At 50.1% G+C, this 25874-nt stretch carries 24 protein-coding genes, 5 pseudogenes and 2 other annotated features; of the genes and pseudogenes, 19 read left to right on the top strand and 10 right to left on the bottom strand.

From position 1 onward, the window contains the following. Positions 1-6 precede the first annotated feature (6 nt). Positions 7-1554 carry a type VI secretion system contractile sheath large subunit gene (tssC, locus tag KGP22_RS22490; RefSeq protein ID WP_123061175.1) on the bottom strand — a complete coding sequence of 516 codons (1548 nt, stop codon included), beginning with the start codon at positions 1552-1554 and terminating at the stop codon, positions 7-9. A 33-nt stretch (positions 1555-1587) separates the two neighbouring features. Continuing rightward, positions 1588-2085, bottom strand: coding sequence for a type VI secretion system contractile sheath small subunit (tssB, locus tag KGP22_RS22485; RefSeq protein WP_223582636.1), 498 nt, complete (start codon positions 2083-2085; stop codon positions 1588-1590). A 264-nt stretch (positions 2086-2349) separates the two neighbouring features. On the opposite strand from tssB, the gene KGP22_RS22480 reads away from it, so the two are divergent. Then, positions 2350-2982, top strand: coding sequence for a hypothetical protein (locus KGP22_RS22480; RefSeq protein ID WP_223540680.1), 633 nt, complete (start codon positions 2350-2352; stop codon positions 2980-2982). 285 nt (positions 2983-3267) lie between these two features. Next, positions 3268-4280, top strand: a pseudogene (locus tag KGP22_RS22475) (IS3 family transposase); the annotation flags it as partial. After that, positions 3348-3464, top strand: a sequence feature (AL1L pseudoknot). It overlaps the preceding pseudogene by 117 nt. A 171-nt stretch (positions 4281-4451) precedes the next feature. Here the strand turns inward: KGP22_RS22475 and KGP22_RS22470 are convergent. Next, positions 4452-4871 carry a hypothetical protein gene (locus tag KGP22_RS22470; RefSeq protein ID WP_223582626.1) on the bottom strand — a complete coding sequence of 140 codons (420 nt, stop codon included), beginning with the start codon at positions 4869-4871 and terminating at the stop codon, positions 4452-4454. A 367-nt stretch (positions 4872-5238) separates the two neighbouring features. Here KGP22_RS22470 and KGP22_RS22465 point away from each other — a divergent pair, with 367 nt between their 5' ends. From KGP22_RS22465 to KGP22_RS22445, 4 genes and pseudogenes are all read left to right on the top strand, one after another. Beyond that, positions 5239-5655, top strand: a complete 417-nt coding sequence (locus tag KGP22_RS22465; protein WP_223582624.1) for an Exc2 family lipoprotein — start codon at positions 5239-5241, stop codon at positions 5653-5655. A gap of 252 nt (positions 5656-5907) precedes the next feature. After that, a pseudogene (locus KGP22_RS22455) lies at positions 5908-6129 on the top strand (transposase); the annotation flags it as partial. A 108-nt stretch (positions 6130-6237) separates the two neighbouring features. Beyond that, the gene (locus tag KGP22_RS22450) at positions 6238-7047 is read left to right on the top strand and encodes a TSUP family transporter (RefSeq protein WP_223582620.1); all 810 of its coding nucleotides are present in this window, start codon (positions 6238-6240) and stop codon (positions 7045-7047) included. A 211-nt stretch (positions 7048-7258) separates the two neighbouring features. Beyond that, positions 7259-7605 (top strand): annotated as a pseudogene (locus KGP22_RS22445) (transposase); the annotation flags it as partial. Further along, positions 7540-7636 (top strand) — a sequence feature (AL1L pseudoknot). Its footprint overlaps the pseudogene before it by 66 nt. Before the next feature lie 220 nt (positions 7637-7856). Here the strand turns inward: KGP22_RS22445 and KGP22_RS22440 are convergent. From KGP22_RS22440 to KGP22_RS22430, 3 genes and pseudogenes are all read right to left on the bottom strand, one after another. After that, on the bottom strand, positions 7857-9050 hold the full coding sequence (locus KGP22_RS22440) for an MFS transporter (RefSeq protein ID WP_223582618.1): 1194 nt from the start codon (positions 9048-9050) through the stop codon (positions 7857-7859). Between the two features lie 119 nt (positions 9051-9169). Next, a pseudogene (locus KGP22_RS22435) lies at positions 9170-9934 on the bottom strand (IS5 family transposase). Positions 9935-9996: 62 nt separating this feature from the next. Beyond that, positions 9997-10728, bottom strand: coding sequence for a 3-oxoacyl-ACP reductase family protein (locus KGP22_RS22430; protein WP_223540674.1), 732 nt, complete (start codon positions 10726-10728; stop codon positions 9997-9999). 387 nt (positions 10729-11115) lie between these two features. On the opposite strand from KGP22_RS22430, the gene KGP22_RS22425 reads away from it, so the two are divergent. The 7 genes from KGP22_RS22425 to KGP22_RS22395 all read left to right on the top strand — a co-directional run bounded on the left by KGP22_RS22425 (position 11116) and on the right by KGP22_RS22395 (position 16687). Then, positions 11116-11810 (top strand): IS1 family transposase gene (locus KGP22_RS22425; RefSeq protein ID WP_223582616.1). Its coding sequence is split into 2 segments (ribosomal slippage): positions 11116-11362 and positions 11362-11810, totalling 696 coding nucleotides; the frame shifts between segments, so codons are not numbered across the junction. A gap of 105 nt (positions 11811-11915) precedes the next feature. Next, the gene (locus KGP22_RS22420) at positions 11916-12458 is read left to right on the top strand and encodes an NAD(P)H-dependent oxidoreductase (RefSeq protein ID WP_223540672.1); all 543 of its coding nucleotides are present in this window, start codon (positions 11916-11918) and stop codon (positions 12456-12458) included. Positions 12459-12674: 216 nt separating this feature from the next. Then, positions 12675-13889: an IS91 family transposase gene (locus tag KGP22_RS22415; protein WP_223540671.1), complete on the top strand. Its 1215-nt coding sequence runs from the start codon at positions 12675-12677 to the stop codon at positions 13887-13889. A 365-nt stretch (positions 13890-14254) separates the two neighbouring features. After that, a complete protein-coding gene (locus tag KGP22_RS22410; protein ID WP_223540670.1) occupies positions 14255-14551 on the top strand; it encodes a DUF2282 domain-containing protein in 297 nt (98 codons plus the stop codon). A gap of 87 nt (positions 14552-14638) precedes the next feature. Next, positions 14639-15472, top strand: coding sequence for a DUF692 domain-containing protein (locus KGP22_RS22405; RefSeq protein ID WP_223540707.1), 834 nt, complete (start codon positions 14639-14641; stop codon positions 15470-15472). Between the two features lies 1 nt (position 15473). After that, positions 15474-16217 (top strand): DNA-binding domain-containing protein, encoded by a 744-nt coding sequence (locus tag KGP22_RS22400; RefSeq protein WP_223540669.1) that lies wholly within the window; start codon positions 15474-15476, stop codon positions 16215-16217. Next, positions 16211-16687 carry a DoxX family protein gene (locus KGP22_RS22395; protein WP_223582614.1) on the top strand — a complete coding sequence of 159 codons (477 nt, stop codon included), beginning with the start codon at positions 16211-16213 and terminating at the stop codon, positions 16685-16687. The genes KGP22_RS22400 and KGP22_RS22395 overlap by 7 nt, the downstream gene beginning before the upstream one ends. A gap of 183 nt (positions 16688-16870) precedes the next feature. On the opposite strand, the gene KGP22_RS22390 is transcribed toward KGP22_RS22395, so the two are convergent. Next, entirely contained in the window at positions 16871-17461 is a 591-nt protein-coding gene (locus KGP22_RS22390) for a sigma-70 family RNA polymerase sigma factor (protein WP_223582611.1), read from the bottom strand. A gap of 561 nt (positions 17462-18022) precedes the next feature. On the opposite strand from KGP22_RS22390, the gene KGP22_RS22385 reads away from it, so the two are divergent. The 5 genes and pseudogenes from KGP22_RS22385 to KGP22_RS22365 all read left to right on the top strand — a co-directional run bounded on the left by KGP22_RS22385 (position 18023) and on the right by KGP22_RS22365 (position 21865). Then, positions 18023-18574 carry a hypothetical protein gene (locus tag KGP22_RS22385; protein ID WP_223582609.1) on the top strand — a complete coding sequence of 184 codons (552 nt, stop codon included), beginning with the start codon at positions 18023-18025 and terminating at the stop codon, positions 18572-18574. A gap of 8 nt (positions 18575-18582) precedes the next feature. After that, a pseudogene (locus KGP22_RS22380) lies at positions 18583-18837 on the top strand (transposase zinc-binding domain-containing protein); the annotation flags it as partial. A gap of 134 nt (positions 18838-18971) precedes the next feature. Then, a complete protein-coding gene (locus tag KGP22_RS22375; protein WP_223582607.1) occupies positions 18972-19796 on the top strand; it encodes a transposase in 825 nt (274 codons plus the stop codon). 591 nt (positions 19797-20387) lie between these two features. Further along, positions 20388-20996, top strand: a complete 609-nt coding sequence (locus KGP22_RS22370; protein WP_223582700.1) for an isochorismatase family protein — start codon at positions 20388-20390, stop codon at positions 20994-20996. A gap of 5 nt (positions 20997-21001) precedes the next feature. Then, positions 21002-21865, top strand: coding sequence for a pirin-like C-terminal cupin domain-containing protein (locus KGP22_RS22365; RefSeq protein WP_223540662.1), 864 nt, complete (start codon positions 21002-21004; stop codon positions 21863-21865). A gap of 19 nt (positions 21866-21884) precedes the next feature. On the opposite strand, the gene KGP22_RS22360 is transcribed toward KGP22_RS22365, so the two are convergent. Together KGP22_RS22360 and KGP22_RS22355 are read right to left on the bottom strand one after the other, a co-directional pair. Then, positions 21885-22796 (bottom strand): LysR substrate-binding domain-containing protein, encoded by a 912-nt coding sequence (locus KGP22_RS22360; protein WP_223582605.1) that lies wholly within the window; start codon positions 22794-22796, stop codon positions 21885-21887. 624 nt (positions 22797-23420) lie between these two features. Continuing rightward, positions 23421-24035, bottom strand: a complete 615-nt coding sequence (locus KGP22_RS22355; protein ID WP_223582603.1) for a DUF2913 family protein — start codon at positions 24033-24035, stop codon at positions 23421-23423. A 791-nt stretch (positions 24036-24826) separates the two neighbouring features. On the opposite strand from KGP22_RS22355, the gene KGP22_RS22350 reads away from it, so the two are divergent. Further along, positions 24827-24991, top strand: coding sequence for a hypothetical protein (locus KGP22_RS22350; protein ID WP_223582601.1), 165 nt, complete (start codon positions 24827-24829; stop codon positions 24989-24991). Between the two features lie 7 nt (positions 24992-24998). On the opposite strand, the gene repA is transcribed toward KGP22_RS22350, so the two are convergent. Beyond that, on the bottom strand, positions 24999-25874 hold the full coding sequence (gene repA, locus KGP22_RS22345; RefSeq protein WP_123061002.1) for an incFII family plasmid replication initiator RepA: 876 nt from the start codon (positions 25872-25874) through the stop codon (positions 24999-25001).

The raw sequence follows: 25874 nt of genomic DNA, 5'->3' as shown, positions 1-25874 counted from the left end.
CTCGCCTTACGATTTGGCTTTCGGCATCTGGGAAACCAGCGACAGGTTGACGTCCATCCCTTCCACCTGGAAATGCGGCACGGCAAAGAGCTGCACGCGGAAGAAACCCGGATTGTCTTCGATGTCTTCCACCACCACCTTCGCGTCGCGCAGCGGGTGAGAAGCCTGCAGCTCGTCGCCCGGATCGGTCATTTCGGTCACCAGACTGCGCACCCAGGTGTTGAGCTCAAGCTCCAGCAGGCGACGGTCCTTGGTGGTGCCGATGTTTTCACGCTGAATCAGCTTCAGGTAGTGAGCGATACGGGACAGCAGGAAGATATACGGCAGACGCGCGTTGATACGGCTGTTGGCCGTGGCATCCGCGGTGTCATACAGTGCCGGCTTCTGGGTGGAGTTAGCGCTGAAGAAACAGGAGTAATCTCTGTTTTTATAGTAACTTAGTGGAATAAAGCCCAGGTTCGCAAACTCAAACTCACGGGTTTCCGGGATCATCACTTCTGACGGGATCTTCACCTGATTGCCGGTACCCAGATCGTACAGATGGATAGGCAGGTCCTGCACGGCACCACCGGCCTGCGGGCCACGAATTTGTACACACCAGCCGTTGTTGATGAAGCTGCGAACCATGTTAGAAGCGAACGCAAACGAGGCGTTAGTCCACAGGTATTTATCGTGATCCGGGCCCTTCACTTCTTCCACGTAGTTGAAGCTACGAACCGGGACGGTGTCCGGACCATACGGCAGGCGACCCAGCACGCGTGGCATTACCAGACCGATATAGCGGGCATCGTCCGTCTCGCGGAAGGATTTCCACTTGATGTACTCCGCACGGTCAAAGTAATTACCGATATCCTTGATGGCTGCCACTTCTTCCATTGAGTCCTTGAGGAAGAATTTCGGGCCGGCAGAGCCGATAAACGGCATATGCGCTGCGGCAGACACTTTTGAAATGTTGCGCAGCAGAGCAACATCCTGCGCAGACGCATCAAACTCGTAGGCAGAAATCAGCGCGGCAATCGGCTCACCGCCCGGGGTGTCGTACTCATCGATATATGTGTGTTTATACAGTCCGCTCTGGATGATTTCCGGACTGTCTTCGAAGTCCTGACGCAGGTCTTCTTTTGACATATCCAGCAGCTCAACCTTCACGTTCTGACGGAAATCGGTTTTGTCGACCAGGGATTTCACGCCGCGCCACAGGCTCTCCACCGCCTGGAATTCTTCGCTGTGCATTACCGCATCCAGCTGACGGCTAATCTGGTAGTCCAGCTCAGCGATATGGTGGTCGAGGAGGTTACGGTCCAGCTTCTCAACTCTGGAGCCTGATTTGGTCAGACACTCCAGAAAGACCTGCATCCCCGCCGTTAAACGTTCATCCGCAGTCGCATCCGACATCGCCTGTGCGTCCTGCCAGATATCCAGCGCACTCAGCTCAGAGACCGGGTTCAGGTTGATTTTTTCAAACAGGGATGCATAAACCCCACCCGCAGCAGGACGTTCCAGTAACACGCTTTCGCCACCAGTCGTATTCTCATTTTTTACAGACATCAGCATCTTCCTTTTTAATCCGTTAAATCATCGTGACCGTTATGGCTGCTCAGGCGCCAGAGCTGAAAGCTCGGCTCTGAGTTCTGCGCTTAACGCCGGGTCGAGGAGAATTTTTTCCAGCTCCCTGCGGAAGGCCTGATTGTCCAGGAGGTTCGCTTTTAAATCGCGAAGCAGATTGCGCATGGACAGCATCGCTTTCATCTGAGGAATTTGACGTGCGACCTGTTCTGGTTCAAAATCTTTCATGCTCCGGAAGGTCAGGCTGATGTTGTCTTCGCTACCATCATCAGCAAGCGTGTTTTTAACGGTCAGACTGATTTTTGGGGAATATTCGGACAACACTGAGTCGAAATTATTTTTATTCAAATCAACTTTTTTGCGCTCAGACAGAGGGGCAGATTCCTGACCATTACTGAAGTCGCCCGCCACCAGTAATTTCAGGGGGAGCTCCGTTTTCTTGCTCGCTCCCCCCGTATGCAGATCTAATTTTAGATTAATACGCGCTTTAGGAATTTCGCTCTGAAAGGAATTACTCATAAGGTCTCCTGTCTTTCAGACAAAAAAAAATAATCTGAAATGTGCACAGGCTGCCTGAGGAAAATACAGAACGACAGGTCACATCAGATTCGTCAATAACTCGTTAAAAATCATATCCCTTCATGGTCCCGGGCACCACAATCAATATTCCTTCTTATTGCTCATTTATTTACATAAAAATAACCATTGCATTTTAGACAACGCGACCAATTATTTTATTTATATATCCCTTTGATTCACGCATACTTCAGGAAGAATGTAAAAATGAGCCCAGGAAAGGAACGAAACCGCCGTCAGCGCTGGACGCTGGCTGAGATGCGTTACGTGGAGCAGCACTACGGGACGGTCAGGGCCAGAGTGATTGCGGAGCATCTGGGCCGCCCGGTGACCAGCGTCCGCACGGTAGCCGGTCATCTGGGATGCAGCAGGAAAGGCTCTGCCCCCTGGACAGAAGAAGAGAAGGATATTATCCGCACCCACTACGCGCGGGGAGAAGGTATCACCCGGGTGATGCCCCTTCTGCCCGGACGCACGCGCAGTACCATTTTCGCCATGGCGGCCGCCCTCGGGGTCACCAGCGCACGCAGCTGGAGCCGGGAAGAATTGCGCATTCTGAAAGCCTACTATACTACAGAGGGTACCGCCGTTTCGCGCAGACTCCCGGGGCGCACACCGGAGGCGGTCAAAATTAAAGCCCACGAGCGGGGCCTGACCTTTTGCGGGGATGGTCTCCAGGGACGACAGCGGATGTGGCAGCCGGAAGAGCTTGCCCTGCTGAAAGCAAACCTGCATCTGGAGCAGTCCAGGCTTGCCCGTCTCTTTCCCGGACGCTCACTGATGTCGGTTAAAAAAGCCCGGGAGCGCCTCAGACATCATCAGAAGAAGGTTTCAGAGTAATGAGGTCCGGCTCTGCCGCCTCAGACAGCAGTCCGAAAGAGGACAGGATGTCATGTACCGGTTTGTGTTTACCGGCCACCACGAACGTGACCGGTGCCAGCAGCCTGCCGGCGTCCGAAAAATGACGCACCAGTTCTGATTTAGGGGTTCCGCGCTCAATTCCTCCAAAAGTCCCGGCTCATTCAGATATCACATTGAATGTTATCGATAAAGAAGTGGATTTTTAGCTTCGTTTTTTATTTTCCTTTTCAACCAAAATACTCTCCCGGAAAACCGGGGCGGTTCACTGAGCGCGAACGTCTCAAGGAGCTGGAGCGGGAAGTCCGGGAACTGCGGCGCAGCAACGATATCCTGCGGCAGGCTTCCGCTTATTTTGCGAAGGCGGAGTTCGACCGTCTGTGGAAAAAATAATACCGCTGCTGGATACCCTCAGCAGGAGCCACGGGGTCGGACCGGTATGCCATGAGCTGGATATCGCCCCGTCGACATATTACCGGCACCAGGAGCAGCGTCAGCATCCGGAGAAGCGTAGCCTGCGGCAGCAACGTGACGACCAGCTGAAAGTGGAGATACAGCGCGTGTACGACGAAAACTACAGCGTCTATGGTGTTCGCAAGGTCTGGCGTCAGTTGCAGCGGGAAGGCTTCAGCGTGGCCAGATGCACCATCGCGCGGCTGATGAAGGCTATGGGGCTGGCCGGTGTGCTCCGTGGTAAAAAAGTGCGCACGACAGTCGGTCGTAAAACGCAGGCCGCTCATGACAGGGTCAATCGCCAGTTCGTCGCTGCCCGTCCCAACCAGCTTTGGGTGGCAGATTTTACGTATGCCAGCACCTGGCAGGGCTTCGCGTACGTGGCGTTCATCATCGATGTGTTCGCCGGCGTCATCGTGGGCTGGCAGGTGTCATCCTCGATGGAGACGACATTCGTGCTGGATGCGCTGGAGCAGGCGCTGTGGGCCCGTCGTCCGTCAGGCACAATCCATCACAGCGATAAGGGATCGCAATATGTGTCGCTGGCGTACACGCAGCGGCTACAGGAGGCGGAACTGCTGGCCTCAACGGGCAGCACGGGGGACTCCTACGACAATGCAATGGCGGAGAGCATCAATGGCCTGTACAAAGCGGAGGTGATACACCGACAGAGCTGGAAAAACCGTACAGAGGTTGAGCTGGCGACGCTGACATGGGTGGACTGGTACAACAATCGTCGGCTGCTTGGGCGACTCGGCCACATACCACCTGCTGAAGCAGAAAAAGCGTATTATGCTTCCATCGGAGAAAAGGCTCTGGCAGCCTGAGTTCCCGGACTAAACTCTCTCCCACAAAACCGGGGCGGTTCAGTATGCCGAAACGCCGGGCTCAGGCCAGAATCCAAGAGCAACTGCGGGCTATCAATCCGGTACTGATGAACCCGGAAGAGTTCAGAGCCAGCCTGAAACGTTAGCCCGTCCCTTCCACTTTCTTACATATCAGAAGTGACTCTGGCAAGCGTGGCAATACTGACGGCCAAAATGGGAGTGTATTCCTGTCGCGGCCATGACAGAGGACAATTTCTTAGGATTACCCTCATAACATTTAGGGCAAAATGGGCCATTAGGCTTCCCGTCTACTGGTGTTACCCGGTAGTAAAATCCGTCCCTGAATACTAATTCATCTACGGTATTCAATTGAGCCTTGAGAGACGAAACCTCTGCCTGTAGAGAGTTTATTTCTTGCTGTGCTTCAGCAAGGTTCATCCTGGCATCACTAAGATTCAAATATAACTCACTAAGTTTTAAGCGAAATTCTGCTTCATTAAATGCTGCAGTAGCCTCCTTTAGATCTTTTGCGATATTAAAGGCAAGTTTAACCGCGTTTAACCCTGCTGTAATAGATGCAATATCAGCCATTTATCTTTCCTTAATAAACTGGTAAGTCGTTCATAATACAGAATCTAATCACTGAAGGACATTGATGAAATGCATGAAAGTGACATTTCTACTTTGGAGGATCGGGTGACATTTTAAACTTGCAATAACAGCTAAAAACGACTGGCGGCGTTTCCGGGGCCAACGGGATTAAACAGGCAACAAACCACCCGCAACGCCCCCGGAAACGCGCCGGATAAATTTTACCCGGATGCATGGCTATGCGTGCAACTGAATAGCATAGGATTTGACAGAAAAAGGATAACAAAAGCATTATTTCCGGTGATTTACTTCCGCTTAAATCTCAAATTATTATGGCGTTCTTTTATGCTCACAGGGAATGTTCACCATGCCTCAGGTTCGTCTTTTACCGTTAGTATTCTTCATACCTTTATTTCTGGTCGCCTGTTCAGGTAATCAGACCAGCGTCGAGAAAAATGCCCGACACCTGGCATACAAGATAGAACGGGCACACTTTGACCCCAACACAAAACCGTTAACAGGCGATAACATCCGTCTGATGTCGGCGTTTCTCAGCCAGTTTTACGAAATGGGGAAACAGGACCGGGCCACAGGCCTGACCACGGCACAGGCGCAGCAGCGGGTGAACAGCTTCAGCAGCGACGACGGCCCTTTTGCACCCGGCGCACAAAAAACGACGTTCATTAACCGGGACTATGACGCCGACCAGCCTGGGAAACGCAGCGACATTCTGAAACAGGGTGCCATCGCAACATACTGGGACGGCTACAACGGCCGTCCGTGATGAAGAAGGAAAAGTGGTGCCGGTGTACTGTCTTAATTTATGCGGCCTCAAAAAGTTTGAAATTCCTAGACGTGAACAAATGAATATCAGCATATTTACATATCAGGTAAAAAGAGGAGATACTTTGGAGTCCGTTGCAGGGCAACTGGGAATTTCGGCAGAGGCACTGAAACGTTATCACAATACTTAGAACCTATCCCAAAAGGAGTTGTCAGACAAAAATAGTGTTGTGTGACAATTTCTGAGGGGCGGATGGCGGGCGATAACTGGCTGATTAGTGATGAGCTCTGGGCAAAAATGGAACCATTGCTTCCAGAACACAAAACCAACCACCCCTTGGGGAGGCATCGCAAGCGGGTGGATAATCGTGCCGCGATGAACGCCATTTTCTTTGTGCTTAGGACGGGGTGCCAATGGAATGCCCTCAATGCTACCGGCATTTGCTCATCCAGTTCTGCTCACCGACGCTTTGAACTGATCGTTGGTTGCTACGCGTCTTTGGCATGATGACAAAACCACTCGATAGCCAGCTTCTTGATGCAGCGGCTTGCGAGCATAATTTACGCACTCTTTGAGGTAAAAATGGAACTGCTGAACACAACGGATTTTATTGCAGGAAGTGTTATAGCTGAGTATCTGCTTATCGGCGTGCTGCTGCTCGTGCTGGCGTCGTTTGTGGCAGGTTACATTGATGCGGTGGCCGGCGGTGCGGGGCTGATTCTTATCCCTGCATTCATCCTTACTGGCTTGCCGCCCCAGTTGGCGCTCGGGCAGGAAAAGTTAGTAAGTACCATTGGCACGATTGCGGCCATCAAAAATTTTGTGAAAAACAAATCGGTGATCTGGCGCGTTGTACCGGCCGGAATTTTTGCGGGACTGGTAGGCGCATACATTGGCGCAAAAGTTATCCTGTTGATACCTGTTGAAACGCTCTCAATCGTCATAGCGGCGCTTTTACCGATTGGATTGCTTGCGGCCACCCTGAAAGGAAAACTTAAACAGGGAGCCTCTGATGAGGTTAAAACGGGCATTATGGCCATTACTGCTGTGTGTCTGGTTGTTGGCTTCTACGATGGTTTTTTTGGTCCAGGTACGGGGAGCCTGTTTATCATCGCGCTGACGGTAATCAACCGCTTCGGCATGTTGCAGGCATCAGCCACGAGCAAAATGTTTAACTTCTCCTCAAACATCGGAGCGTTTGTTGCGTTTGCGCTTGCCGGTAAAATGGCTTACCTAATTGGCATCCCTATGATTATTGGTAGTCTGGTCGGTAATCATATTGGCTCTCTGCACGCGATTAAGACCGATGGCGCGATAATCAAAAAGGTTCTGTATTTTACAGTGGGCGTGATGATGCTAACGCTGTTGTTTAAATCTGTTGCTCAGCTCTGAGAGGTGAAAATGTACGCATCACATGAAAAGTTTGAAATCAGATTAGCTACCACAGAAGAGATTCCACTGGTTAAGGCGCTGCTTGAGCGTTACCACACAAAGAATCTGCAGACCGATAATGAACGCGCTAACGGGTTTGTGACTACTGATATGTCAGAGTGAACCGCCCCGGGAATCCTGGAGACTAAACTCCTTGAGAGAGGTAAACAGGATGACTAAAAATACTCGCTTTTCCCCTGAGATTCGTCAGCGGGCCGTTCGTATGGTTATTGAAAGCCAGAATGACTATGACTCGCAGTGGGCGGCCATCAGTTCCATCGCCCCTAAAATCGGCTGTACGCCCGAGACCCTGCGTATCTGGCTGCGTCAGTATGAACGTGATGCCGGTGGCGGTGATGGTGGCCTCACCACCACTGAGCGTCAGCGTCTGAAAGAGCTGGAGCGGGAGAACCGCGAGCTACGGCGCAGCAATGATATCCTGCGACAGGCCTCAGCTTATTTTGCGAAGGCGGAGTTCGACCGCCTCTGGAAAAAATAGCCCTCCTGGTGGATACCCTGAGCGATGAACCTGCGAACCGTTTTCCCGCCAATACGTTGTGTCTCCAGAAGCTTGAACGATGGCTGAAAGAAGTTAATAAATAATCGATTAGCCATGTACATCTGATTCATCGCTTTTACAGCAGGTTCACCGTCAAGACGACTATATCCCGCCAGTTTTCTTACCACAGAACCATTTTTTGCTCTATCCAGGCTTGATCGTTCAGCGAGTATTATACATCGAATTCAACTAATTAGAGACGTTACCCGCTTCAGTTCATTTTTGACAATTTTTTATTCATAGCAAAAACTGTACCTACTAAAGAAAAAACTAGAACTAAGATTACGGCCCAGGCAAAAGATGAAGGTCCTATCGTATCAAGTAAAATACCACCGACAACTCCGCCACATGCAACAGCAATATTCCAGCCAGTGGTATACATAGACTGGGCCACATCAAATGAGTTACCAGAAAAACGCGATAATGCTGTTTGGGTAATAGTCGCAAAGCCTCCAATGGAAAGTCCCCAAATGAAGACTGAAGGATAAACTATTTGCTCAAAATGTCCCCATAATCCGAGAAGAAAAGCAGAAAGTCCAAAAATAATAATGCTTGCTACTGCAAGAAATTGCAACTTACGATCTACCATTACACCAATGAACCATAATCCAATGATTGAGCCAAAGCCAAAAACAAATAAAACAATATGGACATTCGCTGATAAACTTGACATTGTCAGAAAGGGTTCGATATAAATGTAGAGAATGTTGTGGGCAAGAACGAAAGACATGACAACAAAAAGCACCGCGCAAATACCTGTCTTATTAAAGACACTTATTAACGACTGACGCAGTTCTCTGGATTGCCCCGGGAAATCAGGTACAATACTTATTATCCATATAATAAGTAAAATTGCCAAAGCACTCATCAGTCCAAAAGTGCCTTGCCAACCAATTATTCTCCCCAGTACTGAACCAAACGGGACACCTAGTACTAATGCTATCGTCGCACCTGCCGATACAATTGCTATAGCTCTCCCACTTAGCTGAGATGGCGACATACGTACTGCATAGCCTGCCAGTAACGACCAGACGAGACCACCGAAAATGCCGGCAAAGAATCGTGCACCGATAGATAAAATGAAATTATCAGAAACTGCTGTAATAAGGTTTACAAGCGCAAATCCTAATATCGCAGTTAATAGTAATGGGCGCCGACGTATTCCTTGAGTAAATACAGTCATAGGAATAGCTGCAATAAGTGCCCCTACAGCATAAACTGTTATAAACTGACCGGCAATACTCTCGGAAACATCTAATCCTTCGGAAATATACAAGAGCAATCCAGCTGGCATAATCTCGGTCAATAGTGTCAAAAATGCTGCTATTGATAGTGCCAAAAGCGCACTGAGTGGTAAATGCTGACTATTTACACTAGCATTAATAATATTAGTTTTTGAAATCATTCTCTCTCCCTATATCCTTGTATTAAAAATCAATTAACTATCATTCATACACTATATATGAACCTACTTATTCATTTGTGTTATAGATTAGTGTAATATCTTAAAGGGCGGAGCCTGTATCATTTAAACAGAGACTTTATTCCAGACGATAAAACCCCAGGCAAATTGGCCTCGTAATTTTCGGTCTTCTTTTCCCATCTGGTCAGTACCCGGATAAAGTGATTCATCCAACTACGAATTCTTTCGACAACCCAACGGTAGCGATGGACTTTGAAGTCCTAGTTTTTACTGGCATCAAACTCTTCTTTACGGGGCTGGATATGCGGCTCGTAACAGCAACTCTTTAGAACCAACCCTATTAGCAACCTTTGTCCAGGCAAAACTTGATTTTTTGTCCCAGACCCCCCGTTTGAAGAGTATCGGTCTTCTCCACAACCAGTTTGATGTCATACGTTGTTGCTGATGCAACAATCAGCAATAAAAGAAACCCGTTACCATCCATCAGTAGACTACGCTTTACACCTTGTTTCTAACTGATTGCTGCCTGTTTTTGTTCTTGAATGCAGTGATCCGGTCATGCAGCCGTCCATTGACAACCATGACCAACCAATACCGTCCTAATGTTCATAAGCAAATAAACCATTCTGCCAGAAGCACTCAAAGATACCGATGTCACACCATTCCTGTAAACACCGGTGTACAGGAATCGATGAACATATCCCGGTGGCATTCCACTGGCAATCATTCCTGAGAACGAAGAATATAGCATACATGGCAGCTCATTTACGGTGAGTACCGAACAGATGATTGGTTTTGCGCTCAAGGATAAATGATGTCATTTTTCCCAAAGCTTTATCGCTAATCCACCATTTTCTGCCTGCAATATTTTCCCTTCAGAAATTACCAGTTAAGACATTCTGACAATCCCTTCTGGGATAGGTTATTATTATGCATTAGCACCACCATCAACAGTAACCAAAGCACCAGTCATAAATGTTGAAGCACTACTGGCAAGAAACACAACTACATTTGCTATTTCTTCTGGTGTACCTAATCTTTTCAACGCTGGCGTTTGATCTGCTCCTTGAAAACCAGCAGTCATGTCTGTTGCTATCGGCCCTGGTAAAACGGCGTTTACGGTAATATCTTTTGAAGCTAAATCTAGTGCCCAGGCACGAGTTAATCCTGAAATTGCAAACTTAGTCATTATGTAAGCACTACAACCAGGAAATGCAGCTCTTTCACCAACCATACTACTAATGTTTATAATCCTTCCACCAGGTTTCATCTTTTTCACTGCCGCCTGAGTAAGACTGAACACCGAACGAACATTAACCGATAACTGAAATTCAAATTCAGACTCATCAATATCGCCTATCAAACCAACAGCATTAAACACACCTGCATTATTTACCAGTATATCAATCCCTCCAAATTTTTCGCTAACCGAATCAATTAGCTTTGACATACTTGATGGGTTCTTTGCATCCATTTTTAAAAGCATTGCATCAGAACCCATTGCTTTTATTTTATTTAATAATAATTCAGCTTTATCTTTTGAAGATGAATACGTTAATACTACGTTAGCACCTTTATTCGCTAATTCAATTGCTATAGCAGCGCCAATACCGCGAGAAGAACCAGTGACCAATGCAACCTTTTTATCAAATTCTTTCATACTTAACCTTTTCATTAAACTTAGTAGAAATTAATTCGGATACTACTTAATTTTTAATTAAGTAATAACACACATTGGAAATTATCTTGTAGTTTCCTTTGTTGTTTCTTCTTGCAAAGAAATAAATAATTCAAACAATTTAAAAATTATATTATTACCATAAAATCAGTAAAGTGCAACAATTAAAATTACACATTATATAAAACGGTAAATCCCTGGTGTCCTGTATCGGTCATTCCCGGCAACAGGGAAAGCTCTTCAGCAAGCAAACGCCACTCGTTCCTGTCATCAGTGACCTGTTCTGGTCGAGTTAACCGGACACTTTTTCCAGGTGATGCCTCTAATTAGTTGAATCTGATGTATAATACGGGCTTTTGAGGTTATCTCATGGCCAGCGTTAACGTTCATTGTCCCCGTTGTCAGTCTGCACAGGTCTACCGCCATGGTCAGAACCCTAAAGGCCATGACAGATTTCGCTGCCGTGACTGCCACCATGTGTTTCAGCTCACTTATGCTTATGAAGCGCGTAAGCCGGGTATTAAAGAGCAGATCACTGAAATGGCCTTCAATGGTGTCGGGGTTCGCGATACCGCCAGAACACTGAAAATTGGCATTAACACCGTCATCCGGACTTTAAAAAACTCGCGCCAAAGCGAATAACGTCTTCGCCTGTTGCCCATGCTGATGTGGCGCTTATCTGCGAACTTGATGAGCAATGGAGCTTCGTTGGCAGTAAAGCCCGGCAGCACTGGCTCTGGTACGCGTACAACACCAAAACAGGCGGTGTACTGGCCTACACTTTCGGTCCTCGAACCGATAAAACCTGCCGGGAGCTACTGGCACTGCTTACACCATTCAACATCGGCATGATCACCAGCGACGACTGGGGCAGCTATGGCCGGGAGGTGCCGAAGGATAAGCATCTGACCGGCAAAATATTCACCCAACGCATTGAGCGTAATAACCTGACGCTCCGCACCCGCATTAAGCGATTGGCTCGTAAAACAATCTGCTTCTCACGCTCAGTTGAGATCCACGAAAAAGTGATCGGAGCGTTTATCGAAAAATACATGTTCTACTAATTGGATGCACTACCTTTTTCAGACACTTCAGTAAACCCTAGAAAGCTTTCCCCAGTACAGTTATCATAATATAAATTAACTTTTATCTCTAAGGCATCTCGATAAATGATCATTGTTGTCGTTGCACATCCCAATCTCGAAGAATCTATTTTAAATAAAAGTCTGGTGGAAAAACTTTCCAACGAGAAGAACATTGAAGTTCTTGATCTTTATGAGCGCTACCGCCATGCAACCTATAATGGTCTGCCTGATGATAAGCTAGAAGAAGATCGCCAAAAGTTGCTTACGGCAAATACCATCGTTTTGCAATTTCCTTTCTATTGGTATTCCACTCCAAGCTTATTGAAGCAGTGGATTGATGACATCTTACTAAACGGTTGGGCACATCATGGAGGCGTGGAAGGTAAAGATTATGCTCTTGCTTGTAAGTCGCTGTTGCTCGCTCCGACAACGGGTGGCTCTAAAAGCTCCTATGGCCCAGATGGCTACAACATGCATTGGTTTTACGACTTCATGGTACCTTTCGTGCAAACGGCGAGAACCTGCAAAATGCGTTTTATTGATCCATACGTCATTCATGCCGATCAATTTAAGCCGACAGAAACACCCAATGAGTATGTTGAGTTCATCCGGTCAATTGGCCAATAAATTCTGGGTCTGACGCTCAGTGGAACGGGCAGAAAAGGGCTGACCTTCGGTTAGGGGAGCTATAATTGACGCCATTCTAACCGATTACGATTTGCAGCCACCAGGCTGCTTCGTTCGTACCTGCAAGCTGAACAGTAGCGCCCTTGCAGGGCGAGCGTCACCGCTTCGCGGTTCCGATGGATTGCATGTCCCGAACCCGGCTTTATACTCTGCGGCATGTATATTCCTCGCCCTGCAAAACTCCTCTTCACCGTCGATGACGGCTGGAATTTGTTCATCAATAAGTTCGGCGATAGCCTGACCCCGTGGACCCGTCTTTGCGTCGAGCGCATGCTCGCCTGCGGCACCGCTGCCATGGGCGTTCGCCGTTACTGCTGCGCACCGGCCGACTGCACCCACTCCCGCTTTTTCTGCCAGAGCTGTAAGTCAAAGGCCTGCAGCTCCTGCGGCTTCAAAGCCACGGAGCTGTGGGTGTCGCAGCAGAGCCACATCCTCCCAGACTGCGACTGGCAGCATATCACCTTTACCATGCCTCACCTCCTGTGGCCCTTTTTTAACAACAACTGGCCCCTGCTCAACGCTCTGTTCCGCGCCGCCACCCGCGCCATGCTCCGGTGGGCCCGCAAACAGGGCGTGGAGGTCGGCATCTTCTGCGCCCTGCACACCTGTGGCCGCCAGCTCAACCAGCACCCGCACATTCATCTGTCCGTCACCCGCGGCGGGCTGGATATAAAACACAGCGTATGGCGCGACCTCTTCTTTAAGAAGCAGCCTGTAGAGGAAATCTGGCGCGGGGCGGTCATCCACCTGCTGCGCCACAGCTATGACCTGATTAATCCCGGCAGCCTGCCCGGGCTGGGGCATATCCGTGATAAAAAGCAGTGGCAGCGCTACCTGCAGGCGCAGTACGGGCGCCGCTGGAAGGTCCACTTTGCGAAGAAAACCCGGGGCGCCTGGCGGAGCGTCAAATACCCTGGCCGGTACCTGAAGCGACCGCCGGTGTCGGCGGCAAAGCTCAGGCACTACAGCGGCGGCGCCGTGGTGCACCACTATTACGACTACCGGACGCAGCAGCACCGGAAACAGACGCTGACTCAGGAAGAGATGATCGGGCGCTACATCAGCCACGTGCCGGAAAAGCATTTTAAAATGGTGCGCTACTACGGCTTTTTGTCTAACCGGAAACGGGGCGAGCTGCTGCCGAAAGTGTACGAAGCCCTGCAGATGGAAGCGAGGAAAAAGCCGAAGCAGCCGGGCTTCGCCGCGCTGATGAAGGAATTTCTGCGCACGGATCCCTACAAATGCATTCTGTGCGGCAACCGGCTTCGCTTCAGCGGCGCAGAGGCCGGCAGGCACGCCACCGAACTGGTGGCAGAAAGGCTGCACGGCATCGACAGGAAACGATGGCTTCTGGCGCAGACTGCAGGATAAGTGCGCCTGAAAAATGGGTTTCAGGTTAAAAAGGCACCGAAAACCGAATTTTATCGCCATTAGCGTCACTACCACCCGCCATCACTGCGCTCCAAAAGACTATGTTCATGGTCAGGATATTTTTAAAACGCTTTTCCAGTCTCCTAACCATCAAGAGTCTGGGGTTCAGGTAACCTTCGCTGGTGTTTGCAGAGCTAAGAAAGGCGGCTTAGCGTTGCACTGCGAACTTGAATCCGACACCAGCTAAAAATTTTCCCACTTTTTCTGTAAGAAATTAGCACCGCTAACGACTTTATTAGCAAGGAGTACATAGCTCTGATATCTGAAAGACGAAACGCTCACACTGGAAAATTAAGGAAATAATTATGAAAAAGAATACAACTGCAGCTTTACTGGCGCTGACCGTTGGAAGCGTATTGGCGGGCATCAGCTCTTCGGCTCATGCCGAAACCACCGCGAATTCGGAAAAGTGCTACGGCGTATCGCTGAAAGGTAAAAATGACTGTAAAGCTGGCGCCGGGACGACCTGCGCCGGGACCTCTAAAGTCGACTATCAGGGCAATGCCTGGAAAATGGTGCCGGCGGGAACATGCGTTACCCTGAAATCTCCGACGTCAACGACTGGCTTTGGTCAGCTCGACTCCTTTAAACACAAAGCCTAAACCGCTGGAACTGGAGCACATGCCGTGCAAAATACTGCCTCTTTTCCCGCTGACAGTTGTTCTGATGATGTAGCCGGTGCTCCTGTTATCTGCTCCTTGCCCGCGAAAGCGGGCATTGGCCTTAAGCCCGAGCATTATGACGACATTATCAGACTCCAGCCGGATATTGGTTTTGTCGAAATCCATGCGGAAAATTATCTGGTGGCAGGAGGCCCCATGCACGCCGGACTTCGTGCAGTCTGTGAGAAATATCCCCTTTCTGTCCACGGTGTGGGCCTCTCTATTGGTGGCGAAGACCCGCTGGTTGAAAACCATCTCACGCAAGTTGTCTCGCTCGTGGAACGTTATCAGCCAAAAATATTTTCTGAACATTTAGCCTGGTCAACGCATGGGAACGCCTTTTTTAACGACCTGCTGCCGTTGCCTTACACCAAGGAAACCTTAGAGCGGGTCTGCGATCATATAGATCAGGTACAGAATGCGTTGCGTCGCCCTATGCTTCTTGAAAACCCATCAACGTACGTTGAGTTCAGTGCCTCAACCATGAGTGAAACAACATTCATCAGCGAAATAATAAGGCACACCGGCTGTGGTTTACTGCTTGATGTAAATAATCTCTACGTAAGCGCAGTCAACCACAACCTGGATGCGCACCGCATGCTTCTGGAGCTCCCCTTGCAGCATGTGGGAGAAATTCACCTTGCGGGGTACACCGAATGTATTGACGGTGCCGGAGATCGTCTGTTGATTGACTCACACGACAAAGAAGTGAGCGTTCCGGTTTGGACGTTATACAAAGAAGCGCTGAAGCACACGGGCGCAGTTGCCACGCTGATTGAATGGGATGGCAACGTGCCACCACTAACGCGTCTGCTTCAAGAATCGGCGCGAGCTCAACAATGTCTGCTAATGAGAGATTAACATGCAGCGCGCCTTCATCAATGCATTACTGGATCCTGATGCAGATCCTCCGGCAGGCTTAAAGATATGGAACGGCAGCGATCCTGCCCTGCGGTTTTCAGTATATCGTAACAACGTAATGGCTTCGCTCGTCGACGCGCTGGCTGCTAATTTTCCCGTGCTGCAGGAGCAGGTCGGAAGTGAATTTTTCCGGGCTATGGCTGCCACGTTCATCCGCCAGCATCCGCCCTCTTCTTCTGTGCTGGCTCGTTATGGCGAAAATCTTCCTGCGTGGATCGCGGCCTTTGAGCCGCTGGCTGACTGGCCGTGGTTGGGAGATCTGGCAAAACTTGAGTTTTCTGTCATTGATTCGCTGAACGCTCTCGATAACGAGAAAGAGCTAACGGCGTTAATCCCTGCGTTTGACCCGCAGAACAATGGATTGATGCTTGAGCCTTCCTTGCGGGTCATCACTTCGCCTTATGCCATATTTCAAATCTGGTGCGCCCATCAGGAAGCGCTGCCGGAAACCATTGATCCGTATCAGGCGGAAAATGTTCTACTTTTCCGCCAGCAAAACGCTGTTAGGATTTTGCCTGTAAACGCAGCCCAGGCGCACTTTGTCAACAACCTGCGACTGGGCAAATCGTTAATAGCTTCACTCGAAGCGAGTGAGGGATTAGACCACGAACTCGATGTGGGACAAACGCTGCTGACTCTTCGTCAGCATGGATTGATAATCACAATAAGAGAAAATATATGCTGAAGATCATTCACACTTACATTCGGACTGTGCAACAATTGAGTCAGACGGCACTTATAGCCATCATCGCCCGCATTGGACTTGCCGCCACTTTCTGGCTTTCTGGACAAACAAAAATTGAAGGATTCCAGTTTGATCTCTTTGGCGAGCAACCTCTGCAGTTGGGGGTTCCGAGCCTCACAGAGGGGGTCGTAGCCTTGTTTCGTGATGAGTATCGCCTGCCATTCCTGGAACCGGAACTTGCTGCGACGATAGCAGCCACAGCGGAACATATGTTGCCCCTGCTGCTTATACTGGGACTGGCTACCCGCTTATCGGCGCTGGGATTGCTGACGATGACAATGGTTATCCAGATATTCGTCTATCCGGATGCCTGGACTGTGCATACCTTATGGATAAGTGCGCAATTGTACCTGCTGGTATATGGCGCAGGCAGCGTCTCACTGGACCGCTTAATATCGCGGCGTTATTAAGGCTTGTTACTGCCGTCATCACCCATGGCAAATGCGCGGCTCACAACACGTAAATCGTCAAGCTGATGCAAAAAGTTTCGGCAACCTGAGCAGCACAGCAAATGCCACCGCAGTACCAGCCGTTGAGAAACGGCTAAATTCTCATCCTGCATCTGAGATATCAGCCGCGTTGCGTTGATACAATTAAGCATGTATACCCTCGCCTTCAAACCAGCGCTGTGACAGGCACTCGCGTAAACGCATTCGGGCACGCCACAGTATAACGTTCAGATTACTGACGGACACGTCCATCTCCTGGCAAATCTCAGGCGTTTCAAGACCAATGAATTCGCGCATCATGAATGCCCGGGCGTGCTTCGCGGGTAAATTTGACAGACACATTTCAAAAATCTTCCAGAATTTTTCCTGTTCTATTGCCTGATCAGGCATGTGCCAACGTTTAGGTTCTTCGCCTGTGGCCCAATGCCCCGACTCATCAAACAGCATATCAAAATCCAGTTCTTCCTGCGCACTACTTTGTGTCGGCTCGGAAGCACGATAACGCTGTCGCAGTTCATCAGCAATTTTATGACGAAGAATAGCAAATACCCAGCTTTTACAGGCGCCTTCACCTCTGAGCGTGGACGCATTTTTCATAGCACCTTCCAGCGCCTCCTGAACGACATCTTCTGCCAGACAGCGGTCACCTAACTGCAGCTGGGCAAACCTCACCATTTGTACACGTAACGCAATCAGGAAATTAAGCTCATCCGCTCCATGTGGAACATTCTGCATAAATGTATTGCCTATTTAAGGTGAAATTTAAACGCGCATTAGACACATGTAGACCATGCTCACTTCAGCAATGATTCAGAGATGCTTAGCGGAGCTTTGAAGACCTTACGGACCAATAAATTTTATATTCGTTATTATTACAAATATTTAGCTCGTGGAAAATAAAATTTACGTACGGCAATGTGAATCGCCAGGTAATGACGCAGATTTAGTGGTAATGGAGGATTGTCGGATACCAGCCGATGGTCTTGTCGTGCATAACCACCATTGATTGCAACTCCACCAGACCAGGAACCGCACGCAAGCCCAGCGTTAATCAGAGATTGATCTTGACCTGCTATCTCCAGACAGCTTTTGTAGCTTAAGTTAACGATGCCCGCAGCGCCGGTATTATTTCGGGGAGTGATATCGCAGCACGCTGTGCGGATGGTTTTCATTGTAATAATTGAACGTAGCGCCCTTAGAGGGCGAGCGTCACGGCTCTGCCGTTCCGATGGTGTTCATGCCCGGCTCACGGCCTTATACTCTGCGGTATGTTAATACCCGAAGGATATCTCCAGCATGCCGCGCAACAAATCTCCGAAAAAACGTAAACAGCACAAACCCGGAAAACCCGGCAGGTCTCCTGCTGACGGGCGTATCCCGTACCGACGCTACCCCAAACGTTTCATGGTCTCCGCGCCTCCTGAGCACGGCCATGAGACCCCGCATGAGTTCTTTTATGACAGTCCCGAAGAAGCCATACAGCACTGCGTCCACCTTGGGCCTCAGTTTTTTCTCGACACGCTGAACTATCCGCCCCTGGTCACGGTTATCCGGGGTTTTGAGCAGCATCCCGGTGATGCTGAGAGGGCCGGATACGACTGTACCGATGGCGCAATGACTGAAAGCATGCCCGTGGATCAGTTCATGACCTGTACAGAGCTGGGGATAATGCCGGTGTCCTTCGACCCATGGGACAAATCCACCGACAACTGGGCTGACAGACCCGACGAACTCGACTGCGACTGCGACTGCGACTGCGACTGCGACTGCGACTGCGACTGCGACTGCGACTGCGACTGCGGGCAGTATGTCGATTTTAGTTTCACCGGCAAGATACCCGGCCTGTAATACCCCGGATGTATATCCCGCGTCCCGCAAAACTCCTCTTCACCGTCGATGACGGCTGGAACAGGTACCTCGGTTCAAATGGCGACAGCGTCAGCCTCTGGACCCGTCTCTGCGTTGAGCGCATGCTCGCCTGCGGGACCACTGAGATGGGTGTTCGTCGTTTTTGCTGTTCGTCACCCGGTTGCACCCACTCCCGCTTTTTCTGCCAGAGCTGCAAGTCAAAGGCCTGCAGTTCCTGCGGATTCAAAGCCACGGAGCAGTGGGTGGCGCAGCAGAGCCACATCCTCCCCGACTGCGACTGGCAGCACATCACCTTTACTATGCCCCACCTGCTGTGGCCGTTTTTTAACAACAACTGGCCACTGCTCAATCAGCTCTTTCAGGCCGCCACACGGCCATGTTACGGTGGGCCCGCAAACAGGGCGCAGAGGTCGGTATCTTCTGCGCCCTGCACACCTGTGGCCGCCAGCTCAACCAGCATCCGCACATTCACGTCTCCGTCACCCGCGGCGGGCTCAGCATGAAGCACGGCGTCTGGAAAAGTATCTTCTTTAAAAAACAGGCTGTAGAAAAAATCTGGCGCACTGCCGTCACGGAGCTGCTACGGGACAACTATGACCGGATTAACCCCGCCAGCCTGCCCGGCCATGGTCATCTCCGGGATGAAAAACAGTGGCGCCGTTATCTGCAGGCGCAATACGGACGTCGGTGGAAAGTCCACTTTGCGAAGAAGACCCGGGGTGCCTGGCGGAGCGTCAAATACCTCGGCCGGTACCTGAAGCGACCGCCGGTGTCGGCGACGAAGCTGAGGCACTACAGCGGTGGTGCCGTGGTGCACAATTATTACGACCACCGTACACAGCAATACCGGCAGCAAACGCTGACCCAGGAAGAGATGATCGGACGCTATATCAGTCATATCCCGGAGAAGCATTTTAAGATGGTGCGTTACTACGGTTTTTTGTCAAATCGTAAACGGGGCGAGCTGCTGCCAAAAGTGTATGAAGCCCTGGAGATGGAGACGCGGGAAAAACCGGAGCAGCCGGGCTTCGCCGTGCTGATGAAGGAATTTTTGCGCACGGATCCGTACAAATGCCTTCTGTGCGGCAACCGGCTGCGCTTCAGCAGTGCACAGGCAGGGAGACATACGACCGAATTAGTGGCAGAAAGGCTGCATGACATAGACAGAAAACGATGGCTTCTGGCACAGGCTGCAGGATAAGTGCGTCTGAAATATGGGTTACGGGTTAAAAACACGTCAAAAACAGCATTTTATGACTATAACGTTCCCGATGGCGCATCATTACTGCATTGTTGACACTGCTGTTCATGGTCAGGAAATTTTCAAAACGATGATTCATTTTCCTAACCATGAACGTTAACGCTGGCCATGAGATAACCTCAAAAGCCCGTATTATACATCAGATTCAAATAATTAGAGGCATCACCAATTTTTCAATTGTTGAAAAAGGTACGACACTTTATGGAAACCATAAGCCCGTATCTGGATGGCAAAAATGCGCTGGCAAAGGTGTAGCAATATTAGGACAATTTTTATTGTCCTATTTTATTAAACGAATTGTCTTAAATATTCTGAATTCCAAAACAACAAGGAGGTAAGTATCATTCAACCTCAACACGTTCACGTTATATGGAGTAAAAAATGTCAACATATTTACCTAAGAAAGTTATCGCTCAGTTAGTCGCTGGTACTTTTTCCGTCGTATTAGGAGCACAAGCCATGGCAGCCACCACTCATTCTACAGTATCCAGCAAGACTCATGAGGTTAAACAAGTACCACAGTCGCTGGAAATGTTGTCACGTGATAACACGGTTCTGGTGCTGGTCGATCACCAAATAGGTCTATTCACTGGTGTGAGAGATATCCCTGTGGCCGACCTCAAACATAATGTCGTGGCATTGGCAAAGGCGGCCAAGGTATTGGGTATTCCGGTTATCATGACGGCAACTATGCCTGATGGTCTGTGGGGACCAACCATTCCTGAGCTGACCTCTGCATTGCCCGATGTACCGATCATCACCCGAACAGTAATCAATGCTTGGGATGATCCTGCTGTTCGGGCAGCCATAGAAAAGACAGGGCGTAAACAGATTTTGATTGCGGGTGTTTCACTGGAAGTTTGTGCGGCATTTCCAGCGATTGCTGCTAAAGCTGCTGGATTTGATACCCGTGTAGTATTGGATGCTTCTGGTACCTTCAATGATGCCAAACGTGAGGCAGGTATCCAGCGCCTGACCGTGGCGGGTATACCGTTAACGGATTATGCCTCCGCAGGTGTAGAACTATTGGGAAGCAATACCGATCCGAAAGCTCACAATGTCTACAATGCGCTGGATATTCCCTTTGCCACACTGGTTTGGCAGTTGAAAAATACCCCACAACCTGACAATCAAAAGTAAAGGAAATGAGCACTCAGCTATCAAATGTCATTACGGCAAAGATGCACCCGATAGGCACCGGGTGTACCATCGCACAGTTTCGACATGACTTGTTCAATGCTGGAATGATGTCGCCTTTTGTTATGGTAGATCATTTTTATATGTGGGAGCCTACGTTTGATGTGCATCCCCATGCGGGTTTCTCTGCTGTAACGATGGTTTTTGAAGACACTAAAGGCACAATGATCAGCCAGGATTCTCTTGGCAATAATGCGGTGTTTGGTGCTGGTGACCTGCACTGGACCATGGCTGGCCGGGGAATCATGCATACACAGGTTCCTGTTGGCGCACAATCCCATATTCATGCACTGCAAATTTTTGTCAATTTACCAGCAGCGCAGAAAAATTTGCCAGCAGATTCGTTTCACATCAGCAGCGATAAGATACCAATCATCGAGAATGAAGGGAGCCGCGTGCGTGTTGTCTCTGGCGATTTTCAGGGAAATATCTCCTTGACCCGAGCCCCTCGGTCAATACTGATGCTTGATGTACAATTTCAAAAAGCTGATGCCAATATTGAAGTCCCTCTACCTGGTCAATGGAATGCATGGATACTTATAGTTGAGGGAGATGTCATTGTTGATAACAGCAGTGAAATCGTGTCAGGCCAAGCGATCTGCGTCAGTGCCGATGATCAAGGCGGCACATTCAGGCTCAAAGGAAGTGAAGGCGCTCAGTGTGTTGTTTTGGCTGCTGAGCGGATCGATGAGCCGATGATTGTCCAAGGTCCGTTTGTATTCGAAAGTAAAACTTCTCTTGATAAAGCAGTAGATGATTTTCGCGCTGGTAAGTTCGGCTCTGTCGTCTTTAAACAAATGGATTCAGACTAACAGAATCTATTAATTGGAGTTACCCAATGCGACCAGCAATCGCACTGGGTAATTCATCAACCAGATAATCCAATAGTACCCGAACTGCGGGCAACCATCCTTGTTGAACGGGAGCCACGGCAGTCAGTTGTGAATCACCTGCAAGCCATTGTGGTAATACGCACACTAACTTCTCTTCTGCCACACCCTCACGGCACACATAATCTGGTAAAGCAACCACACCTAAACCCGCTTCAACTGCCTGTTTCAGTGCTACCATGTTATTACTCACAAATCGCGCGTTAAAGGGCACGGTAACGGTTGGTTTATTCAGAGAAAAAAGCGACCAGCTTTGTGCAGTTCCTCGGCCAAGAGCGATGGCATCGTGGGTCAATAGATCATCAGGGCAATGCGGATTCCCTTTTATTTTCAAATAATTGGCAGAAGCGAACAGATGCCAGGGTACTTTTGCCAAGGTACGTTGTATCAATGACGAATTAGGAAGAGGATCTGAATGGGCACGAATGGCAAGATCATACCCCTCGCCGATAATATCGGTAATGATATCAGTGGAATACTGTTCAATACTGACCTTCGGATACTTGTCCATAAAGGCAGGAAGTATTTCGCGCAATGCAAACTGAGCTACTGTCACAGACGATGTAATACGGATAGTGCCACTGGGTTCCGATTGCCGTTGACGGCCGACATTTTCTGCGGCCTCGGCTTCCTGGAGCAAAGACTGTGCGCGGTGATAGAACTCACCACCTACGTGGGTGAGTCCGAGTTTGCGTGAGTTTCGGTTAAGTAACTGAACACCAAGATCACCCTCGAGCTGTTGAATACGAAGACTTAACGTTGATTTCGATATGAACAGAACTCTGCTTGCAGCAGTGAATCCTCCATGGTTCACTACCTGCACGAAATAGAATACGTTGGTGAGATTTAACATTTAAGAAGATTCCCTATATTCGCAGTGCAATTGTCCTAAGTACGCCGAAGATGGGGCCGCGTGGAAAATTTTAACTTATCCCCTATAAACGAGGGACGTTACTTATAATCCGTAAAATGTAAAGCTATAAATAAAAATTTTCCTTAGTATAAAAATATAATTTTGTGCATGAATTTTAAGTTTACCCCAATGTCATAGCATAAAGTACCGCCATTTTCCCCTTGGATCATAATCTATCTGTCACGTACATTATGATCATCACTTAAACGTCGCAAATGGGTGACAAATGTACATTCATGGTTACCTCCGCGCATCAACAAAAGTACCGTCGTGCGGTAGCTGGCCTGAATGTGCAGGGGCTGAAGACTCATGCCCGGGAGAGCAGTCTGATGAGGTACATCCCGGCCTGATGCAGGGAAGATCTGCCTTGCGTACACTGGCAGCCTGGAAATTGACCTGAAAAAGCACAAATTATCACCACTCCGGGGAGTGCCCGCTTACCCACGGAGACATAAATCAAAGAGGGGTTAAATTTCAACCACTTCATTCCAGAGCAGAAAAGGTTTCAATTTCCTATACGTCCAGAAAACCCATAACCCGTCATCCCCCTGTTAATGCCGTCACTCAGCCGGCGGTTTGCGTGTCAGTTTCGCCATTACTGACCGGGTTTATGGTCAGCAGTGTCCAGTCTCCGTCGCAGCAGACGGCCTCCCAGCCGCAGGTTTTCAGCAGCGCATTCAGCCCGTCAGCCCGACCGCCAATTCTTACCGGCACCGGCATAACCTGCTTCCCGTCATCATTAAAACCGATTTCCAGCGCGCTTTTCAGCAGAGAGATGCTGTTAACCGACGCCGCTGGCTGAATCTGACGCCGGCCGCACCACTCACTGTCGCTGAGGACGTGATACACCCAGTCATACTGTTTTGCCAGCTCCATCGCATACGTCAGGCGAAAGAGGTCATTCTGTTCTGACAGTTCGCCGGTACAGCTGCGCCAGAGATAGTCCAGCTTGTGGCGCATCCGAGCCCGGATACCGAGGGTGCGGGCCTGGTTGAGGAGCCAGTCGATATCAGTGGCGACGTCACGGGAAAACCGGCGCTGTTTTTTTGCCTGCGCGAGCCAGCGGGCAAGAAACAGATTTTCCTGCGACTCTGAGACCACCACGCGGTCTTCCCGGGCGGTCAGCAGGGCAATGAGGGCGCACCATGCCAGATGGCCAGATTGTTCAGTCAGCGACACGGTTATCTCCGGGTATCATATACCGGGGCAGTATAGCATATCCTGATGATAGTTAATGATATTTAACGGTACCCGTCACGGGATGCCGCAACGCGGCATGGAGGCGCCAGCGTGCGTTGAATATGGCACTGTAAGTGAGTGGCGCCGTAGCCCGGCGCAGCCGGTTACATTGTTGACAGGTTTCACCAATCCATCCCTTCCCCCTGCCAGACCAAAACCCGCTTAAAGCGATACAGAAGCCTGTGTGCGCCGTCGGAGTGATTCCGGCGTAGCCGGAATGTATCTCCGCGTTAGCGGGCCGTGAGGGCCGCTTACGGGCGTGTACGCAATACTTCCAGCGATACCACTTACAGCGACTCAAAACCTGGTTACAACATCCATCACTAAAAGCGACACCACTCCCGGCCTTCGGCCGGGGGCGGCGGCGCTTTTCAGGGGTGGGTCCCGGCGCAGGTGGTGCCGCTGTGCACGGTCTGCCGCTCTCATTGTTTTGTATGTTGTAACTATGCGCGCGCGACAGCGCCCGCTGCAACGCGGCGGGACCAACCTTTTTTGTTTCCGAACCGGCGCGGACGTGAGTCCGCTGCAGGGGCGGGCATTCTCCTGAGCCTGTCCACAGGGCAGGCGACGAACAGGTTATTTATTTATAAGAAGTAATTTTATTTATTTAAAAGAAGTACAGAGCAGGTTTTTAAAGGAAACCACGCACTTTGAAAATACGTCGGCTGGCGCTCTGTAAGCTGTACGGTTGTAACCTTACGGAAAGGTCCCTTGCAGTTAAATGTGAATAAATGGATTCAGCGACCGCAGCGGGCTCCGGTGGGCAGATTTCTGGCCGTTCTGATGGCCGGATGACGGGGATGCCGGTGCAGCTGGCCACCGTTCCGCTCAGAAAAATGAGCGCCGGCGGGCTGCAGGCGTGGGAAATCCTCCGGCGTCAGCCGGATTTTTCATGAAGGAGGGTTATATGGGGACGGTGGCCAGTCGCGTGTAGTTGTTGCCCCGCGACATCAGCATGCGCTCTTTCACGCGCCGCTCAAGCTCGCGCTTCATCGCATCCAGCCCGCCGGTAAAGCGGCCGGTGGCGTACTCGCGCGTCAGCTGCTGTTTCACCAGCGTGACAATGTCCTGACGGGTTCTGCCCGCGTCGCGGCGCGCGCGGGCGCGCTTCAGCCCGTGCGACTTACGCTCGGTCTGGTAAACACGGAACCGCTCGCGCACAAAACGCCAGGCCTTCGCTATCAGCTCGTCCATCCCCAGCGGCTGGAGGCGCTGTTTTTTACGCTGCTGGTTTTCCCATTCGACGCGGCTGCGGCGGGCGGCCACCACGGCCACGTCTGAGACGTCCAGCGCCGAGAACAGCGCCGGCGTGAAGGTGATATCGGTCGGGATATTGCACCCAATCTGCGGGTCATATTCGGTCTGGTAGGTAATCAGACCCAGCTCCGCCATAAACCTGAGCGCCCGCGTGGCGCGGGTGATGGAGAGGTTCCCGCTCTTTGACTCCGTCGCCAGCCCGCACTCGATGGCCAGATTGGTGATGGAGCGCTGGACGCGGTTGGCCAGCGGGTCGTAGTGGAAGCAAAGCCCCTGCAGCAGCGCATCGATGGCACGACGGCGCAGCACCGGCGGCATGCGGTGACGCTTACCCAGCGAGCGCACGAACGCCACGTGGACGGAAAAATCAAAACGGGACGTGAAGCCTTCGGCTTTCGCCATCAGCTTACGACAGAACGGCAGCGTCTTCTTTCCTTCGCGCGGCGTGAATGCCGGATGCGGGTTTCTGACCTGCCGGTAATGGGAGAACAGGGTCTGAGCGTCAGTCACACCTTCCCGCAC

The sequence above is a fragment of the Enterobacter sp. JBIWA005 genome, from assembly GCF_019968805.1.
GTDB classification, from domain to species: domain Bacteria; phylum Pseudomonadota; class Gammaproteobacteria; order Enterobacterales; family Enterobacteriaceae; genus Enterobacter; species Enterobacter vonholyi.
This window is presented reverse-complemented; position numbering and strand designations above follow the sequence as displayed.

Bases quoted from the DNA above. Each gene is read 5' to 3' on its own strand.
- KGP22_RS22365 (WP_223540662.1), top strand. From the start codon at position 21,002: ATGAGCACTCAGCTATCAAATGTCATTACGGCAAAGATGCACCCGATA.
- KGP22_RS22350 (WP_223582601.1), top strand. From the start codon at position 24,827: ATGGATTCAGCGACCGCAGCGGGCTCCGGTGGGCAGATTTCTGGCCGT.
- KGP22_RS22385 (WP_223582609.1), top strand. From the start codon at position 18,023: ATGCCGCGCAACAAATCTCCGAAAAAACGTAAACAGCACAAACCCGGA.
- tssB (WP_223582636.1), bottom strand. From the start codon at position 2,085: ATGAGTAATTCCTTTCAGAGCGAAATTCCTAAAGCGCGTATTAATCTA.
- KGP22_RS22480 (WP_223540680.1), top strand. From the start codon at position 2,350: ATGAGCCCAGGAAAGGAACGAAACCGCCGTCAGCGCTGGACGCTGGCT.
- KGP22_RS22415 (WP_223540671.1), top strand. From the start codon at position 12,675: ATGTATATTCCTCGCCCTGCAAAACTCCTCTTCACCGTCGATGACGGC.
- KGP22_RS22410 (WP_223540670.1), top strand. From the start codon at position 14,255: ATGAAAAAGAATACAACTGCAGCTTTACTGGCGCTGACCGTTGGAAGC.
- KGP22_RS22420 (WP_223540672.1), top strand. From the start codon at position 11,916: ATGATCATTGTTGTCGTTGCACATCCCAATCTCGAAGAATCTATTTTA.
- KGP22_RS22465 (WP_223582624.1), top strand. From the start codon at position 5,239: ATGCCTCAGGTTCGTCTTTTACCGTTAGTATTCTTCATACCTTTATTT.
- KGP22_RS22375 (WP_223582607.1), top strand. From the start codon at position 18,972: ATGTTACGGTGGGCCCGCAAACAGGGCGCAGAGGTCGGTATCTTCTGC.
- KGP22_RS22430 (WP_223540674.1), bottom strand. From the start codon at position 10,728: ATGAAAGAATTTGATAAAAAGGTTGCATTGGTCACTGGTTCTTCTCGC.
- KGP22_RS22370 (WP_223582700.1), top strand. From the start codon at position 20,388: ATGTTGTCACGTGATAACACGGTTCTGGTGCTGGTCGATCACCAAATA.
- KGP22_RS22360 (WP_223582605.1), bottom strand. From the start codon at position 22,796: ATGTTAAATCTCACCAACGTATTCTATTTCGTGCAGGTAGTGAACCAT.
- KGP22_RS22440 (WP_223582618.1), bottom strand. From the start codon at position 9,050: ATGATTTCAAAAACTAATATTATTAATGCTAGTGTAAATAGTCAGCAT.
- KGP22_RS22450 (WP_223582620.1), top strand. From the start codon at position 6,238: ATGGAACTGCTGAACACAACGGATTTTATTGCAGGAAGTGTTATAGCT.
- KGP22_RS22470 (WP_223582626.1), bottom strand. From the start codon at position 4,871: ATGGCTGATATTGCATCTATTACAGCAGGGTTAAACGCGGTTAAACTT.
- KGP22_RS22395 (WP_223582614.1), top strand. From the start codon at position 16,211: ATGCTGAAGATCATTCACACTTACATTCGGACTGTGCAACAATTGAGT.
- KGP22_RS22390 (WP_223582611.1), bottom strand. From the start codon at position 17,461: ATGCAGAATGTTCCACATGGAGCGGATGAGCTTAATTTCCTGATTGCG.
- tssC (WP_123061175.1), bottom strand. From the start codon at position 1,554: ATGCTGATGTCTGTAAAAAATGAGAATACGACTGGTGGCGAAAGCGTG.
- KGP22_RS22400 (WP_223540669.1), top strand. From the start codon at position 15,474: ATGCAGCGCGCCTTCATCAATGCATTACTGGATCCTGATGCAGATCCT.